Raw genomic sequence first — 3179 nt, forward strand, 5'->3', positions numbered from 1 at the left:
GCAATCCTCATGACCCCTGCAACTACAACGCAATTGACGACGATGGCAATCCATTCATCAAGTTCCCGATCGGTACGATCTTGATGGACCAGAACGCAACGCCGCTCATCTGCTACCAGGACAAGACTTTTAGATATGCCAATGGTACTTACTCACCGTGATCATCGCGCTGCTGCCGGCTTTCCCGTCATACGGCGCCTCGGACGCGACCTGCTGGCCGGCATCCTGCTGGCTTCCATTTGCGGCCTGGCGCACGCCTGCTGGGAACAGGTGGCCAACTGGTATGGCGTAAACGTGCATCTCCTGTATGCGATCGCCAAGACCGAATCCAATCTCAATCCTCTGGCGAGGAACCAGAACAAGAACGGTTCTTATGATATCGGCCTGATGCAGATCAACAGCGCCTGGCTGCCCACCCTGAAGAAGTACGGGATCGACGAGTCACGCCTGAGGGATCCCTGTGTCAATCTTCAGGTTGGCGCATGGATCCTCTCCCAGAACATGCAGAAGATGGGGCCAACCTGGGAGGCGGTCGGTGCGTATAATGCAAGAAATCCCAAGCTCAGAATCGAATACGCAAGGCGGGTCTATCGCAACATCCCGACCGAGGCCCTCGTTCAGGCAGGGAGGTAGTCGTTCGGATCGGCCGTGTCCGACGTGGGCGAGGCGTCCTTGCATAGCTCCAGCCGATATCCCTGGTTGTAGGCAGTACGAATCATGACTACCGGCCGGTTGGGGTCGATCTGCAGTTTTTTGCGCAGCTTGTAGACGTGTTGTTCGATGGTGCGGCCAGCGATGTCGCTGTCGGTGCTCCAGATCACTGCGCCAATGGTGTCGCGCGAAATGTAGACCCCGGGCGAGGAAAAGAACAGCCACGCCATGCTGAATTCGCGCGGCGTCAGGTTGATCGGTGTTCCCTGGTAGCTGAATCTGGTGGATTCCCGGTTCAGAGAAAATCCGGCGTATTCAATCGTACGCCGACTGGCGGTAGGCGCCGACCGCCGGATCAGGGCATTGACGCGCGCCGTAAATTCGATGACTTCAAACGGACGGACCAGAAAGTCGTCAGCGCCACTGTCCAGCGTTAGCGCGGCCAGCTCTGCGCTACGCGTCGGCGACAAGACCAGGGTCGGGGTACGATCACCGCTTCGATAGTTCAGCCAGGAGAAAATATTGTCGTCGCTTCCAGGGGCAACGGTGATATCGATGATGATCAGGCTAAATCCTCTGCGCCGCAACGCGCGCAACAAATCAGTCTCCGTCGTGAAATGAACCGGCTCGAGGCCGGCTCGCATTAGTGCTTCCTTCACTTGGGTATATACAGCCGGGTTACGTAGATAGCATGCTATTTTCATTTCGCGATTCAAGCAGTGTTATGCCATCTCTACGTCGATGGATTTTCTAAATTTTCTGTTGTCAAAACGTTGAGAAATTCTTGAACATCTCGTCATTCAACGGAAGGTATACTTTAATTATCAATATAGAGCAATTTCATTCGATCCTCCGAGGCTCTGCGATATCTTCACCCCTCGGTGGCTCAATGCCAAAACTGGATAGGCAAGGCACTAACGTTTCTCCGGTTGCTCAATAAATCATGACCTACCCAGGTGACCGAATGGCAAACAATTCCTCCTTTGCACGAGACCTGCAGCAAGAACTCCTTTTGCTGCTGAACAATCCCAAGACCTTCTCTGATATCCATATCGAGCAGGACGAGCCGGTGATGCTGAAGACGCCTCGTGGCTGGCAGTCTTATGGCGACTTCCCGGTAGCGCTCGAAGAGATGCAACCCTTGCTCAACGCAATCGATGAGGATTGGGAAGACAAGATCATCGACAAGGCAATCGATTCTCCGTTCATCCTTGATCGCTGGCGGCTGCGTTGCAATGTGTTCCGCATGGCGCGCGGCACCCGGGTGGCGATCTCGATCCGTCGTTTCCCGCTGGAGCCGATGCCACTGGAGAGCACTGGACTGCCGCCTTACATCAAGACCATCCTGGATGTCACCAAAGGCCTCATCCTCATCACGGGTCCCACCGGTGCGGGAAAGACGACCACCATGGCCTCCATGCTGGAGTACATCAACATGACCCGTCACGCACATATCGTCACGATCGAAGAACCCATCGAATACGAACTTCAACGCAAACAATCCATCATTTCTCAAAAAGAGGTACCCACGGATACCGCGAGTTTTTCCAGCGGTCTGCGCGAAGCACTGCGTCAAAAACCCGACGTATTGATGGTCGGTGAGATTCGTGACTTCGAGACTGCCGACACGGTCCTCCATGCCGGAGAGTCCGGGCACCTCGTCCTGGCTACTCTGCACACCAGCAGCGCGGTACGCGCCATTACCAAACTTCTCAGTTTCTTCCCACCTGATCAACGGACACAACGTGCGGCATCGCTGGCTGACTCTCTGATCGGCGTCATCTTCCAGAGTCTGCTGCCCTCCGAGGATGGCGAACAACACGTCATGGCCAGCGAGATGGTGTTCAACAACAACCAGCAGATCGCTCCCTTCATCATGGATCCGGAAAAGCTACCGCTGATTGGCGACTTCATGAAGCGCAAGGAAGATAATATGTCCCGCACGCTCAATGATGTCCTGATCCAGCTGATTGCCAAGAAGAGGATCAATCCGCGCGATGCCTTGCGCATTGCCTATAACCGCATCGAATTGCACGAGATGCTGACCAGCAAGCGCTGACGTTTTTTCATGACGGACGGGGTGCTCCCCGTCCGCATCCTGCCCTGCGGACAAGTCCGCCGATGGCACAACGGCGGAGCAGGGCCATCGTATTTCCATCCACGATGTGCACGCAACGTGTACACGACAATCTCCCGTCTTGCTCTCTGAAAGCGTTGGTTTATACCAAGTTCCCGGAAGCAGGTTCTATCGGGCACATCTTTTTTCTTTTTCTTTGATGGCGCCGATGGTGCGCGCACGTGCCGGAATCGGCCACGGCACGCCCTGCGGCCCGGTGAACTGCCCGCTCGATCGCGATAAACATACCGTGATGAGTGGAACTGTGATCACGGCGATGGTGACCCATGACTGCGCACGGAGTCGATCGATAACGTCATTGTTGACGAAATAAGCTGACATCTGTGTGACATGCATTGCACAACAGCGGATTTAGTCCGTGGCCAACTTCGAAGAGCTCAATGAAAAAAAC

Annotated in this window: 4 protein-coding genes; 2 read left to right on the forward strand and 2 right to left on the reverse strand. The window is 54.9% G+C overall.

Features of this window, described 5'->3' with window-relative positions:
- Positions 1-135 precede the first annotated feature (135 nt).
- Positions 136-633: a lytic transglycosylase domain-containing protein gene (locus tag I5W_RS28560; RefSeq protein WP_374702162.1), complete on the forward strand. Its 498-nt coding sequence runs from the start codon at positions 136-138 to the stop codon at positions 631-633.
- Here I5W_RS28560 and I5W_RS28565 read toward each other — a convergent pair.
- Positions 618-1295, reverse strand: a complete 678-nt coding sequence (locus tag I5W_RS28565; protein WP_237741926.1) for a response regulator transcription factor — start codon at positions 1293-1295, stop codon at positions 618-620. The two genes, I5W_RS28560 and I5W_RS28565, sit on opposite strands and share 16 nt — an antisense overlap.
- Before the next feature lie 320 nt (positions 1296-1615).
- Here I5W_RS28565 and I5W_RS28570 point away from each other — a divergent pair, with 320 nt between their 5' ends.
- Positions 1616-2710: a type IV pilus twitching motility protein PilT gene (locus tag I5W_RS28570; protein WP_017453258.1), complete on the forward strand. Its 1095-nt coding sequence runs from the start codon at positions 1616-1618 to the stop codon at positions 2708-2710.
- 186 nt (positions 2711-2896) lie between these two features.
- Here the strand turns inward: I5W_RS28570 and I5W_RS31845 are convergent, their stop codons facing one another.
- Complete coding sequence (locus tag I5W_RS31845; RefSeq protein ID WP_148289221.1) at positions 2897-3109, reverse strand: hypothetical protein; 213 nt, start codon at positions 3107-3109, stop codon at positions 2897-2899.
- Between the last annotated feature and the right edge of the window lie 70 nt (positions 3110-3179).

The organism is Herbaspirillum sp. B65 (genome assembly GCF_000333555.1).
Taxonomy (GTDB): domain Bacteria; phylum Pseudomonadota; class Gammaproteobacteria; order Burkholderiales; family Burkholderiaceae_D; genus Herbaspirillum; species Herbaspirillum rubrisubalbicans.